The following is a 13,647-nucleotide window of genomic DNA, read 5'->3' on the forward strand; positions in this document are numbered from 1 at the left end:
TTGAAGCAGGCAAAGAAACATTGGTTCTATCGTTCAAACAAAAGAAAAAGAGCCTCCCCCGTGGGGACGACTCTTCGAGAACATGCTCAGTAAATTAAACTGTGAAGCTCTTATTGCTGAAGATGCTCCTTATTTACAGTGTAGTTTCAGAACCTTTATTTTCCGGTGTGACCGAATCCGCCTTCTCCACGTACAGTTTCCGACAGTTCAGCGACCTCGGTTAATTCAACTGCTGGAACGGTTTGAAAGACGATTTGGGCAATGCGCTCCCCACGTACAATCGTGAATGGCTCCTGACCCAGATTAATCAAAAGGACCTTAACCTCACCGCGATAATCGGCATCAATGGTACCTGGTGTGTTCAGACAAGTAATTCCGTGTTTGAAAGCCAGACCGCTGCGAGGGCGAACCTGTGCCTCCAATCCAGCGGGCATCGCCATCGCGAGTCCCGTAGGAATCAACGTACGCTGTCCCGGCTGCAATACAACCTCTTCCTGCAATGCCGCAACTACATCAAAGCCGGAGGCCAACTCTGACATTTTTTGAGGCAACTTAATATCTTCATTGCCCGGTAACTTTTGAATTTGAACGTAATGCAACAAAATCATCCCTTCTTAATCCAGCGATGGTACGATCCGAAGCACCGACCATAGCGAGAGCAAATGGCTCAGCAAACATCAGGTCCAGCACAGCATCGACATCGTCCATCGTCACTTCTTCAATTTTGGCAATCATTTCGTCCAGCGTGTGATGTCTGCCCAGCATCAGCTCGTTTTTGCCCAAACGGTTCATCCGGCTTCCCGTACTTTCCAAACTGAGGATCAGACTGCCTTTCAGCTGTTCTTTTCCTTTACGCAGCTCATCTTCAGACAACCCATTTACAGCCAGATCGTGCAGGACCTCTTTGGTCAGATCCAGAACTTCCTTCGTCTGTTTCGGCGCTGTACCTGCATAGATGGTGAAAAGTCCACTATCCGCATGGGAACTATGATACGAATAAACGGAATAAGCAAGGCCACGTTTCTCCCGAATTTCCTGGAACAGTCTGGAGCTCATACCTCCACCAATCGCATTATTCAGCACGACCATCGCGAACTGAAGCGGATCTCCGATCTTACATCCTGGGAACGAGATACAGATATGATTCTGTTCCGTTTTCTTTTTGTGAAAGAGTTGTCCGCTCTGGAATGCAGGCAGCGTGACCTGTTCAGCTACACCGTTGACATCAAAAGCACCAAAATGCTTTTCCATCAAATCGATCACACTGTCATCAATGTTACCTGCAATACTAATAACGGTATTCTCAATCGTGTAGTGCTCCTTCATATATGCACGCAGATGACTGGAGTCCATCGCCTTGAGACGCTCCTCAGTACCTAGAATCGGATAAGCGAGCGGATGCTCGCCATAGGCGGCCAAGGCCATAAGATCATGGACCATGTCATCCGGCGTATCCTCATACATCGATATTTCTTCCAGAATGACATTTTTCTCCTTGAGCAGTTCACCATCATCCATTTTAGAGCGGAAAAACATATCAGACAGCACATCGACAGCTATTGGCAGATGTTCATCCAATACTTTGGCGTAATAACAAGTGTATTCTTTCGAAGTGAACGCATTCACGTTACCACCAATGGCATCGAATTGCTCCGCAATCGCCTTGGCATCATAACGATCCGTTCCCTTGAACAGCATGTGCTCAATAAAATGGGACACGCCGTTGTTTACAGGCTGCTCATTGCGAGAACCTGTCTTGACCCATATTCCAAATGACACGGAACGACAGGTCGGAATCTGTTCCATGACAACTCTGAGGCCATTGCCCAGCTGAATTTTTTTCACGGTTGGCCCTCCTACATCTCTATAATTGCCTGGATTTCAACGTCAAGTTGAAATCGACATTTGGTTCCAACTGTTTGATAGTAACAAAAAAACATCATTCACTCAACCGCTGAACCCTGCACCCGCTCCGATGACAACGTTTCGCTAACGGTTCCAAGCGTCAAACCCTTGGCCCGTATGGAATCAATCATTCCTTTTAAAGCTCCTGAAGAGGCAGCCGTGGGGTGCATCAGAATTAATGTACCGGCTTCTACGTTTTTGGCAATTTTGGCTACAACCGAATCAGAACTTGGTTTGCGCCAATCTACGGTATCCAATGTCCAAAGCACCGTTTGTAGTCCCATGCCGGAAGCAATGTCAACCGTCTGTTGATTAAAATCACCGGAAGGTGGAGCAAACCAGTGGTTCTCTACACCCAGCTTTTCTTTGAGCAGGTCCTGGGTTTTACTGATTTCCAGCTTCGCCCGCTCCTTACTCAACTGACTCATATTCGGATGTGAGTAAGCATGATTTGATAACTCATGTCCACGCTTTTGGATTTCCTTGGCCAGTTCCTCATTTTTGCTCAACCAGCTTCCATCCAGAAAAAAAGTAGCTTTAACTTTTTCGGCATCCAGCGTATCTAGCATCGGGATAATGAATTCATTGCCCCACGCAACATTAATCATGAAAGACACCATTGGTTTCTCTGCATTTCCCCGGTAAATCGGGTGTGCACCCAAATCCTTAAGCTGGATTTCAGGTACAGTCTGCCGATAGACATACGCTATCTTGGTATTCAGCGTTCCACCAAGTGCTTTGCGATACGTAGCTTCCACATCAATCTCTAGTCCGTTATACCCGGGTATTGCTTTCCAGACCCGATCCACTCTGGCATTTACCGGAGCGATTTTCGTTTCGGCCGCTTTATCCCGGATCGCCGACAACAGCTGCTCTTCTCCGGTTGCCTCTTTGAACATATCAAAAGCATTTTGCGTGCCTGGTCCATCACGGATTTCCGTAATGTATGTACGTACACTGCCCACTTGTCCGATCAGTATGACAGCTGCCATACCCACCAGAACAGCCGCCAGCTTTTTGGATTGGTTTCCCACAGCTCCATCCTCCCGCCGTCTTTGTCCCCATCATATGAGGACAAGAGCAAGAATATGAATAAAACAAGCTGTTCATGTTAACTATCTTCAAAGCTGGATTCATTGGCTTTATCTGTAGTCAACCCATTATATATACGTATTTAAACGTTAAAAAAAGAGCCAGAAATTCACATTCTGTCTCTTCATTCAATCTATCTTTTCATAAAAAAGTTGGCACGCATTCTATGATTGAGCCGGAGCTTCAGCAGTTAATACGGCTTTGCGGGACAAGTTGATACGGCCTTGAGGGTCAATTTCCGTTACTTTTACCGTAATGGAATCACCAATGGCAACAACATCCTCCACTTTAGCAACACGCTCTGTAGACAATTGTGAGATGTGTACCAGACCTTCTTTGTTCGGCAGCACCTCAACGAAAGCACCAAACTTCTCAACACGTTTTACTTTACCTACATAGATCTCGCCGACCAGTACTTCACGCACAATGCCCTCGATGATCGATTTGGCTTTATCATTCATCTCTTGGTTTGAAGAGGCGATAAAGACACGTCCATCCTGTTCAATATCAATTTTAACACCGGTTTCCTCGATGATTTTGTTGATAATTTTACCACCTGCACCGATAACATCACGGATTTTGTCCGGATTGATATGCATGGTTGTAATTTTAGGCGCATATTGTGACAACTGCTCACGTGGAGTTTTCATCACTTCGGTCATTTTGCTCAAGATGTGCATACGACCTTCTTTGGCTTGAGCCAATGCTTCGGACAAAATTTGACGATCAATACCATCAATTTTGATGTCCATTTGAATAGCTGTTACACCATCAGGTGTTCCTGCTACTTTGAAGTCCATGTCACCGAGGTGATCTTCCATACCTTGAATATCGCTCAGGATGGATACATGATCTCCGTCTTTAATCAGACCCATAGCTACACCAGCTACTGGAGCTTTAATTGGTACACCTGCATCCATCATAGCCAATGTGCTGGCACAGATACTTGCCTGGGAAGTTGAACCGTTCGATTCCAATACTTCGGATACCAGACGAATCGTGTATGGGAAGTCTGTTTCGGAAGGAATTACTTTGGAAAGAGCACGCTCACCCAGAGCACCATGTCCGATTTCGCGACGACCTGGAGCACGCAATGGACGAGCTTCACCTACGCTGAACGGTGGGAAGTTGTAGTGATGCATGAAACGTTTCGTTTCTTCAAGACTGATTCCGTCCAAAATCTGAACATCACCCAGTGCACCAAGAGTACAAACGCTGAGCGCCTGTGTTTGTCCACGAGTGAACAGACCTGAACCGTGAGTACGTGGCAGCAGGGAAGTATCACATTCAATTGGACGGATCTCAGCGAGTCCACGTCCATCCGGACGAACTTTATCATGTGTGATAAGACGACGCACTTCTTCTTTAACGATATCGTGCAGCACTTCTTTCACATCTTTGAGCAGTTCTGGAGTCTCAATATACTTCTCTTCGAAGTGAGCAACGGTTTCGTCATTCACGGCATCGATTGCATCCTGACGCGCATGTTTCTCAGCAATTTTAACCGCTTCAACCAGACGAGCACTGGCGAACTCACGTACACTGCTGTTCACTTCAGCATTAACGGCATGCAATTTCACAGCCATTTTTTCTTTACCAGCCACTTGTACGAGTTGTTCAATGACTGCAACAATGTTCTTGATCTCGTCATGTCCGAACATGATTGCTTCAAGCATGATTTCTTCCGGAACTTCGTTCGCTTCCGCTTCAACCATCATGATGGCATCTTTGGTTCCTGCAACAACCAGTTCAATCTCACTTACCTCAAGCTGTGCAATCGTTGGGTTAATGATGAACTCACCATTAATACGTCCAACTTTCACGCCACCAATCGGTCCGCTAAATGGAACATCCGAAATGCTCAGTGCAGCCGATGTACCGATCATGGCAGCAATTTGCGGTTCGCAGTCCTGATCCACACTCATAACGATATTAAGTACTTGTACATCATTCCGGAAACCTTCCGGGAACAAAGGACGGATTGGACGGTCTGTCAAACGGCTCGAAAGAATTGCTTTCTCACTTGGTCTGCCTTCACGTTTAATAAATCCACCTGGGATTTTACCTACGGCATACAATCTTTCTTCATAGTTTACCGTTAATGGGAAAAAGTCCAGATCTTTAGGCTCACTTGATGCTGTCACGGTACACAATACAACGGTATCCCCGTACGTTACCTTAACGGCAGCATTAGCCTGCTTGGCCAAACGCCCTGTTTCAAGCGTAAGCGTTCTTCCACCAAGCTGCATTTCAACACGCTGTTCCATGAAATCCCTCCTTTTATTCGTTCCTAACACAATGGATTCTGCATTTTCACAGTATTTCCTGCTTGTCCTGTATTCATTAACTCCACAGCAACATGCTCACTTGCAAAACAAAAGCTCCTTGCGGAGCCATCAGCTACAAATATATGGCAACATGTTCATCTACAAAACAACCCGGCTGTAAGCTCCGCTTGTCCTTTTAGACAAAGGAATGACGGATAACAGCCAGGTTGATTTTGAAAACATGTACGATAATTAACGACGCAATCCGAGTTTTTCGATCAGTGCGCTGTAACGTTTAACATCTTTGTTTTTCACGTAAGCCAAAAGCTTACGACGTTGACCTACCATTTTCAAAAGTCCACGACGTGAGTGGTGGTCTTTCTTATGCGTACGCAAGTGGTCTGTCAAACTTCTGATGTTTTCCGTAAGGATAGCAACTTGCACCTCAGGTGATCCAGTATCGGACTCATGAGTTTTGTGCTCGTCGATCAGTTGTTGTTTACGTTCTTGAGTCAATGCCATCCTATTCACCTCCTTCATTATAATCGCCATTAGCCTCGTCACCGCCGGTGAGAGCAAGTAACCAAGCCAAGGTTATTGTTGTCTCAATCGACAACGTAGTACATTATATCATAGTTGCCCAGACAAAGTAAATGTAAACATGTATTTTGTCCTGAGCCTTAGGTTAACAGGCGGGCGGCGGTTAATGCATCTTCACGAATCTGACTGATCAAAGCATCAATAGAGTCAAATTTTCGCTCTGCACGAATGTAGTGAACGAGATCAACCTTTAATTCCTGGTCATATATCTGCCCATCAAAATCAAGCAAGTGCACCTCAAACGTAGGTTTCATCCCGTTTTCGTGAAAGGTAGGTTTCACACCAAGGTTCATAACGCCACGCAGTTCCTGCTCCCCATACTGCACACGAACAGCGTAAACGCCTTTCGCTGGCGTAACATAATGATCCGTAAGTTCAAGGTTAGCGGTAGGAAAACCAATGGTCCGCCCACGTTTCTCTCCATGAATTACAATTCCCCTGATGCTGTAAGGTCGGCCGAGCCATTGGCTGGCTTCGTCCATTTCTCCACGTTTCAATAGGCCACGAATGAGAGAACTGCTTACCTTCTCACCATTTAACAGGAATGGAGGTACAGTTTCCACCGTCATTTCGCCTTCTCCCAATGTGCGAAGAAGCTGCTCATCCCCTGCTCCCTTGTGACCGAAGCGGAAGTCAAAACCAACGACCGCTGTTCGAGTCTGAAGCGGAAGCAGCAGATCATGTGCAAACTGCTGCGGCGTCAATTTTGAGAACTCCTCATTGAATTCAACCACATAAAGTACGTCTACACCCATCCCTGCCAGGATGTCTTCTTTATCTCTCAAGGGAGTTAGATAACCCTCGTAATCCCCTTTGCGCATAACTTCCTTCGGATGAGGATGAAAGGTCATCACCGCTGCCTGCATGCCCGTTTCGCGTGCAATGCGGACAGCTGACAAAATGACACTTGCATGTCCGAGATGCAGCCCGTCAAATTGACCGATCGCAAGCACTTGGGGATGTGTGCCCTGAACAGCCGATTGTAACGTCTGCGGATAGGTTAGCATTACGGTTTTCACAATCATTCACCTGCATTTCACTTGATAGGCCAGGCTTGAGTACCACCACTCAAACCAGAAACCTCTTTATTCCGGTAAAAAGACTTTAACAGCTCTCACCGTTGCTTTCAATTCATCCCGCTCAAATATCCCCAGAAACGTTCCATCCTGATCATATAACCGCAGTAGACCAGGTTGCTCTGCAGGCGGTTCGAGCAAACGCGCCGACAATTTCTGGCCCTGAAGTGCTCCTTTGGCTTGATCCGCACCCACCGTATGTGCCGGAATGGACGAAATGGCTTCATCAACCGGAATCAACACTTCGGCTAATGTTCCATCAGTCATACGTTGTTCCACTTCTTCAAAATGAAGGCAATGATCAGCAGAAATCCCTGCCGATATCGTGCGCTCCAGGTGTAGCATAGTAGACGGATATCCCAATTTTTTGCCGATATCCACGCATAACGTTCGAATATATGTCCCTTTGGAACATAAAGCGCGGAACGATATATCCGTAGTGTCGCCTTGATTTTCAATTCCTGTCAATTCGAGCTCATAGATCGTAACTTCACGGCTCTTGCGCTCTACCGTCTTGCCTTCACGAGCAAGCTCGTAGAGGCGTTTCCCATCCACTTTGACCGCAGAATACATAGGCGGAACCTGTGAGATAGTGCCTACGAATTGCTCAAGCACCTGCTGAACCTGTTCCTCTGTCACTTCAACGGCCTTCTCCGACCGCTCAATAACCTCACCCGTCATATCCTCCGTGTCTGTAGACAGACCCAGACGTAGCGTTGCCAGGTATTCCTTGGGAAGCTCCTGCATGTACTCCACCACACGGGTTGCCCGTCCAAGACAGAGCGGAAGTACGCCAGTAACTTGCGGGTCCAATGTACCGGTATGACCAATACGTTTCATTTTGAGAATGCGACGCATTTTGGCCACAACATCATGAGAAGTAAATCCCGCTGGTTTGTACACCGGAAGTATACCTTCGAATGGTTTTACCATTGAGTATTCACCTGCTTCAGCACGAGTGTGACGATATCTTCCAACTTGCCTTCTACGCGACATCCAGCTGCGAGAACATGTCCGCCTCCACCAAAGTTCTGTGCAAGCGCGGCCACATCAACCTTGCCAGCAGACCGAAGAGATACTTTCACCGCATTGTCATTGATCACTTTAAAAAAGATGCCCACTTCCACACCTTGAATGTTACGCGGGTAATTGACTACCCCTTCAAGATCTTCATTGGCCGCTCCACAAGCGATCATATCTTCTGGTGTAATGACTACCCAAGCAATCCTGCCATCGTCAGTCATTTGCAGACTTGAAAGTGCCTGATTCAATATACGGACTTGGGGAAGCGTAACCTGTTCAAGCAAAATCTGTGCAAGATAAGGTCCGTCCACACCATGTTCAAGCAATTTGGATGCGGTGGTCATCACATTAGGACTCGTATTGGCATAGCGGAATCCACCTGTGTCTGTTAGCAACCCCGTATAGACTGCTGTAGCCACATCCTTATTCCATTTCACTGGGAAAAGGTTGAGGAAATCAAATAGAATTTCAGCTGTTGCTGCGGCATCTGGCTTAATGATGTTTACTGTACCATACGCGTCATTGGTTGGATGATGATCAATATTTAAAATGACAGCATCTTCTGCGAAATAATGTCGAGTCAGGCCTACTCTGGAAAAGTCTGCACAATCCACACAGATTATCGCTTTATATTTCCGTTCCGGTGGTTGTTCGGTCATGTTCACAATCTTGCCAGCTTCCCACAAAAAATTCATGCGCTGTGGAATTTCACCTTCATTAATCATCGTGAATGTCTTGCCCAGACATGACAGCAGCCAGCCCACCGTTACCGTCGAGCTGACTGCGTCACCGTCCGGCTGTACATGCGACACGACCAGGTAATCATCATGCTCCAGCAGAAATTGCTTTCCGTCCTGAAGCGCCTGTTCATAAGTGTGCATTGCCGTCTCCTTTATGCTGTTACTCGGATTCGTTCTTGTCGGTACCGATATCACCAAGCAGCTTCTCAATTCGGCTGCCATATGCAATAGATTCGTCAATCTTGAATATCAACTCGGGAACATGTCGAAAACGGATACGCTTGCCCAGTTCCGAACGCAAAAATCCATTTGCTTTTGCCAACGCTTTAAGCGAGTTATCCTTTTGTTCCTGTTCACCGAAGACACTCAGATAAACCTTGGCTTGCGACAAGTCGCCTGTAACTTCGACTCCCGTTACGGTAATAAAGCCGATACGAGGATCTTTCAGTTCAGACTGGATGAGCAGACTTAATTCTTTCTTAATCTGCTCGCCCACTCTACCTGTACGAATCTTAGCCATTGTTGTTCACCTCATGCTTCCTTGCTTATCGTTGTACTGTCTCCATAATGAAGGCTTCGATAACGTCGCCTTCTTTGAGATCATTGTATTTATCCAGCGTGATACCACACTCATAGCCTTGAGCTACTTCTTTGGCATCATCTTTGTAACGTTTCAGGGAATCCAGCTTGCCTTCGTAAAGGACGATTCCATCACGAATCAGGCGTGCTTCCGCGGAACGCGTAATTTTACCAGAGGTAACCATACATCCAGCAATGGTGCCGACTTTACTGATGGAGAACGTGCTACGAACTTCAGCATGACCGATTACTTTTTCTTTGTAAATCGGATCAAGCATACCTTTCATCGCTTGTTCAATTTCTTCGATAACGCTGTAGATCACGCGATGCAGACGAATGTCTACTTGCTCTTGATCTGCCGTCGCTTTCGCCTGATTATCAGGACGAACGTTGAAACCAATCACGATGGCATTGGATGCTGCAGCCAAAATGATGTCGGACTCTGTGATCGCACCAGCGCCGCTATGAATGATTTTCACGCGTACACCTTCAACTTCGATCTTCGCAAGGGAACCTTTCAATGCTTCAACCGAACCTTGTACGTCACCTTTGATGATAACGTTCAGGTCTTTGATTTCACCGTCTTTGATGTGTTGGAACAAATCGTCCAATGTCACACGTGTGTTTGTACCCAGATCGGATTCACGTTGTGTAATGGCACGTTTGTCGGCGATAGAACGCGCTTTACGCTCATCCTCGAACACCATGAATGGATCTCCCGCACCTGGAACTTCAGTCAGACCGGTAATTTCTACAGGTGTTGAAGGTCCAGCTTCTTTTAAACGGCGACCTTTGTCATTCACCATCGCACGTACGCGACCGAAACAGTTACCTGCAACAAAAGCATCTCCGACTTTCAGTGTACCGTGCTGTACAAGAATACGGGCAACTGGGCCACGTCCTTTATCCAGCTCGGCTTCGATCACTGTACCACGGGCACGTTTGTCCGGGTTCGCTTTGTACTCGTTCACTTCTGCAACGAGCAGGATCATTTCAAGCAGACCTTCCAGACCAATTCTTTGTTTCGCCGAAACGTTAACAAAGATGGTGTCGCCGCCCCACTCTTCCGGAACGAGTTCATAGTTAGTCAATTCTTGTTTTACTTTATCTGCATCTGCACCCGGCTTATCAATTTTGTTGACAGCTACGATAATTGGCAGTCCAGCCGCTTTGGCATGGTTAATCGCCTCAACGGTTTGTGGCATAACACCATCATCTGCAGCTACAACAATAATGGTAATATCCGTAACCTGTGCTCCACGTGCACGCATAGCGGTAAACGCTTCGTGACCCGGTGTATCCAGGAACGTAATTTTTTTGTTGTTAATTTCAACTTGATAAGCACCGATATGCTGCGTGATACCGCCTGCTTCTCCGCCCGTTACATTCGTTGAACGAATCGCATCAAGCAATGTTGTTTTACCATGGTCAACGTGACCCATGATCGTAACTACCGGTGGACGAGATTGCAAATCTGCAGGATCATCATTCTCTTCCAGAGTTTCGAAGCGGTCATCTTCAAGGACAATTTTCACTTCAACCTCAACACCGAACTCTCCAGCAAGCAGCAGGATTGTTTCGATATCAAGCTCTTGGTTAATCGTTGCCATAACACCCATTGCGATGAGTTTTTTGATAACTTCGGAAGCATCTTTATGAAGCAGCTTCGCTGTTTCACCAACAGTCATATCACCACGTACGATGATTTTCTTAGGTGTGTTATCGATTTTCTCACGTTGTTGATACTGTTGTTGATTTCTGTTGCGATTGTTCTTGCCACCACGATTACCGCGGAAGTTGCCGCCACGGTTGTCGTCATAACGACGTCCACCGCCACCGCTGTTCGAACGATTGCCGCTATTGTTGTTATTGCCGGAATTACCTTGACCGCCTCTGCGTTGGCCTTGTCCTGAGCTCTGTCCTTGGCCACCAGTACGGTTGCCGCCAGTGCCCGTGTTGCCACCGCTGTTCGGTCCTGCGCTTCTTGTTTGACCGCCACCAGTGTTCGATGGACGTTGACCCGTACTTTGAGGACGGGATGCTGTACTGCTTTGTCCACCTTGAGCTGGTCTTGGACGATTACTGGATTGTCCTCCTTGGCTTGAGCCTTGGGAAGAGTTTGTTCTGTTGCGGCTGTCTTGGCCGCTAGGTCTTTGGGAGCCATTGTTATTGTTGGAATTTGGTCTATTGTTCATACCTACCTGCTTTTCCTGTTGTATTTTTGTTTGTACGGGACTACCGGATGGTTTGCTGCTATTCGGCGTGTTCACTCCGCCGGCCGGCTTGTTGCTGTCCACTGTTTTGTCACTGCGCACTGACGAAGTAGCAACGGATTTTGCTTCGTTGCTTTGTTTGGAAGCGGCAGTGGATTTTATATCTTTAAAAAATTGTTCCACCTTACCGACTGAACCATTCTCCATGACACTCATATGATTGTTTACGGGAATATCCAGCTTTTTAAGAATGGTTATAATTTCTTTACTACTCATATTAAGGGACTTCGCATATTCATAAACTCGCAATTTATCCTTGTTTTCCTGTTTACTCAATATACTCCACCTCCGACATTATACCGACTTGCTTGGAGATCATTTTTGCAAACCCTCGATCCGTTACTGCAAGAACAACCCGCGTTTCTTTACCGATACTTGAGCCCAGACTATCCCGGTCAAATCCGATCACCAGTGGAACGTTATATGTCCCACATTTGTCGCGAAATTTCTTTTGTGTATTGGCCGAGGCGTCACCCGCAACAATAACCATTTTAGCTTCGGAAGAACGGATCGCTTTAAGTACAATTTCTTCACCTGTTACAAGTTTGCCTGCACGCATGGAGAGTCCCAGATAAGACAATGTTTTATTATTCATCATGTTCACGCTCCTGCGCTGCGATGAATTCGTCCTCTACCGCAACGAAATCAGCTGCCAATTGCTCATAAATTTCCGGTGAGACTTTGCCTTTTAGCGCCCGATCCAAAGACCGGTTTTTGAGTGCAAGCTTAAAACAGGACTCTTTGCCGCATAAATAAGCACCACGTCCGGATTTTTTGCCAGTCAAATCGATCAGCACTTCATCCTCTGGCGTTTTAACGATACGGATCAGCTGCTTTTTGGGCATCATTTCCTGACACGCCACACATTTGCGCAGCGGTACTTTTTTTGTTTTCATACGTTATCGCCCCCCCGTGCTTTACTTTAGTCGACGGAGACGGAATCTTGGTGCATTTCCGAAGAAGAATCTTTCTCTCTGCCGAATTCCTGTTCCGCCTGGCTCTCGCTCTTAATGTCGATTTTCCAGCCGGTCAGTTTGGCTGCCAATCGGGCATTTTGGCCTTTGATCCCAATGGCGAGGGACAGCTGATAGTCAGGAACAATAACCCGAGCCATCTTTTCTTCCTCGAATACTTGAACTTCCAATACTTTGGAAGGACTAAGTGCATTAGCCACATATTCGTCTACCTGGTCGGAGAAACGAACGATGTCAATTTTTTCACCGCGCAGCTCACCCACAATGGTCTGCACGCGCATTCCCTTCGGACCTACACATGATCCAACCGGATCAACTTCCTCATTGCGGGAATGAACAGCAATCTTGGAGCGGAAGCCCGCTTCACGGGCGACGGAGCGAATCTCGACCACACCGTCAAAAATTTCAGGTACTTCCAGTTCAAAGAGACGTTTCAACAAGCCCGGATGGGTACGGGACAAAATGATTTGCGGCCCTTTGGTCGTATTCTCGACCTTGGTGATGTACGCTTTAATACGGTCACCATGAACAAACTTCTCGTTCGGCATCAATTCGGTCAGCGGTAAGGCCGCTTCGATTTTGCCCAGATCGATGTAGATATTGCGCAAATCCTGACGCTGCACCACTCCCGTAACGATATCTTCTTCCTTATCAACGAAAGCGTTGTAGATCAGGCCGCGTTCGGCTTCACGAATCCGCTGGGTCACTACCTGTTTGGCAGTCTGTGCGGCGATACGTCCGAAATCACGCGGCGTAACTTCAATCTCCGCAATATCTTCCAGCTGGAAGTGTGGGTTGATCTCTCGTGCAGCAGGCAATGAAATTTCGGTACGTGAATCCAGAACTTCTTCTACGATCAATTTGCGGGCGTATACCCGGATAACACCCGTATTACGGTTCATGTCAACACGCACATTCTGGGCGGTGTTGAAATTACGCTTGTAGCTGGAGATGAGTGCTGCCTCGATCGCTTCAAACAGCACATCCTTGCTGATCCCTTTTTCCCGCTCCAATTCATTCATTGCTTCAATAAAATCCATACTCATGAATGTTGATCCCCCTTTCAAACATGGCATCTCATACGTAAAACGGCGAAAGGCTCTAAACTCATGAGCACC

The 13,647-nt window shown here is 46.8% G+C and carries 13 protein-coding genes; all 13 read right to left on the bottom strand.

The window, feature by feature from the left end; genetic code table 11:
• Window positions 1–155 precede the first annotated feature (155 nt).
• The gene (gene dut, locus HW560_RS26695) at window positions 156–602 is read right to left on the bottom strand and encodes a dUTP diphosphatase (protein WP_170867769.1); all 447 of its coding nucleotides are present in this window, start codon (window positions 600–602) and stop codon (window positions 156–158) included.
• Window positions 562–1,845, bottom strand: coding sequence for a M16 family metallopeptidase (locus HW560_RS26700; RefSeq protein ID WP_090896036.1), 1,284 nt, complete (start codon window positions 1,843–1,845; stop codon window positions 562–564). The genes dut and HW560_RS26700 overlap by 41 nt, the downstream gene beginning before the upstream one ends.
• A gap of 98 nt (window positions 1,846–1,943) precedes the next feature.
• Window positions 1,944–2,939, bottom strand: a complete 996-nt coding sequence (locus HW560_RS26705) for a polysaccharide deacetylase family protein (protein ID WP_257031450.1) — start codon at window positions 2,937–2,939, stop codon at window positions 1,944–1,946.
• A gap of 222 nt (window positions 2,940–3,161) precedes the next feature.
• A complete protein-coding gene (gene pnp, locus HW560_RS26710; protein WP_090896032.1) occupies window positions 3,162–5,264 on the bottom strand; it encodes a polyribonucleotide nucleotidyltransferase in 2,103 nt (700 codons plus the stop codon).
• 252 nt (window positions 5,265–5,516) lie between these two features.
• A complete protein-coding gene (rpsO, locus tag HW560_RS26715; protein ID WP_056700672.1) occupies window positions 5,517–5,786 on the bottom strand; it encodes a 30S ribosomal protein S15 in 270 nt (89 codons plus the stop codon).
• Window positions 5,787–5,944: 158 nt separating this feature from the next.
• Window positions 5,945–6,889: a bifunctional riboflavin kinase/FAD synthetase gene (locus HW560_RS26720; RefSeq protein ID WP_177185673.1), complete on the bottom strand. Its 945-nt coding sequence runs from the start codon at window positions 6,887–6,889 to the stop codon at window positions 5,945–5,947.
• 60 nt (window positions 6,890–6,949) lie between these two features.
• Window positions 6,950–7,873 carry a tRNA pseudouridine(55) synthase TruB gene (truB, locus tag HW560_RS26725; protein WP_090896029.1) on the bottom strand — a complete coding sequence of 308 codons (924 nt, stop codon included), beginning with the start codon at window positions 7,871–7,873 and terminating at the stop codon, window positions 6,950–6,952.
• The gene (locus tag HW560_RS26730; RefSeq protein ID WP_090896026.1) at window positions 7,867–8,844 is read right to left on the bottom strand and encodes a DHH family phosphoesterase; all 978 of its coding nucleotides are present in this window, start codon (window positions 8,842–8,844) and stop codon (window positions 7,867–7,869) included. Before HW560_RS26730 ends, truB begins: the two co-directional genes overlap by 7 nt.
• A 19-nt stretch (window positions 8,845–8,863) precedes the next feature.
• Entirely contained in the window at window positions 8,864–9,223 is a 360-nt protein-coding gene (rbfA, locus tag HW560_RS26735) for a 30S ribosome-binding factor RbfA (RefSeq protein ID WP_062326091.1), read from the bottom strand.
• A gap of 25 nt (window positions 9,224–9,248) precedes the next feature.
• Window positions 9,249–11,831: a translation initiation factor IF-2 gene (gene infB / locus HW560_RS26740; RefSeq protein WP_090896024.1), complete on the bottom strand. Its 2,583-nt coding sequence runs from the start codon at window positions 11,829–11,831 to the stop codon at window positions 9,249–9,251.
• Window positions 11,824–12,153 carry a YlxQ family RNA-binding protein gene (locus HW560_RS26745; RefSeq protein WP_090896021.1) on the bottom strand — a complete coding sequence of 110 codons (330 nt, stop codon included), beginning with the start codon at window positions 12,151–12,153 and terminating at the stop codon, window positions 11,824–11,826. The genes infB and HW560_RS26745 overlap by 8 nt, the downstream gene beginning before the upstream one ends.
• Window positions 12,143–12,451, bottom strand: a complete 309-nt coding sequence (rnpM, locus tag HW560_RS26750; protein WP_053783828.1) for an RNase P modulator RnpM — start codon at window positions 12,449–12,451, stop codon at window positions 12,143–12,145. The genes HW560_RS26745 and rnpM overlap by 11 nt, the downstream gene beginning before the upstream one ends.
• Window positions 12,452–12,477: 26 nt before the next feature.
• The gene (gene nusA, locus HW560_RS26755; RefSeq protein ID WP_062326087.1) at window positions 12,478–13,575 is read right to left on the bottom strand and encodes a transcription termination factor NusA; all 1,098 of its coding nucleotides are present in this window, start codon (window positions 13,573–13,575) and stop codon (window positions 12,478–12,480) included.
• Between the last annotated feature and the right edge of the window lie 72 nt (window positions 13,576–13,647).

It is taken from the genome of Paenibacillus sp. E222, from assembly GCF_013401555.1.
In the GTDB taxonomy this organism is placed as follows: Bacteria; Bacillota; Bacilli; order Paenibacillales; family Paenibacillaceae; genus Paenibacillus.